This is a genomic window from Paraburkholderia sp. SIMBA_054, from assembly GCF_046534875.1.
Taxonomy (GTDB): Bacteria; Pseudomonadota; Gammaproteobacteria; order Burkholderiales; family Burkholderiaceae; genus Paraburkholderia; species Paraburkholderia hospita.
Genome location: NZ_JAWRXV010000404.1, coordinates 1 through 343 on the forward strand (window position 1 = coordinate 1; position 343 = coordinate 343).

At 64.4% G+C, this 343-nt stretch carries 1 pseudogene; it reads right to left on the minus strand.

What is annotated here, in order from left to right:
• Positions 1-343 (minus strand): annotated as a pseudogene (locus SB822_RS55670) (chemotaxis protein CheC); the annotation flags it as partial.

Sequence of the window (343 nt, forward strand, 5' to 3'; positions counted from 1 at the left end):
ATGTGCCGCCCCAACTGCTCGAACACGCTTTGCACGCAGGCGCCGACCAGCAGGTTCGTGATGTCGCACAACACTTCGACTTCAGTGTCGGGCTCGCCGACGTCATGACCCATCAGTTGTTGCAGTTCGCGCTGACCGTCCTTGCCGACCAGCACGATCGCCTCGCCGGATATGTCGGATTGAAACGCCTGGCGCACCGGCCGCAATTCGCTGTCGTCCTGTGCGCCGAGCGCGACGCGCAATTGCTCGACGCCGACGACGCGGATATTCGGCACCGACAGCGTGACGAAAGCGCCCAGCAGTTTGGCCAGTGCGGCGGCGGCCTTGCCCATGCCGACGTTGC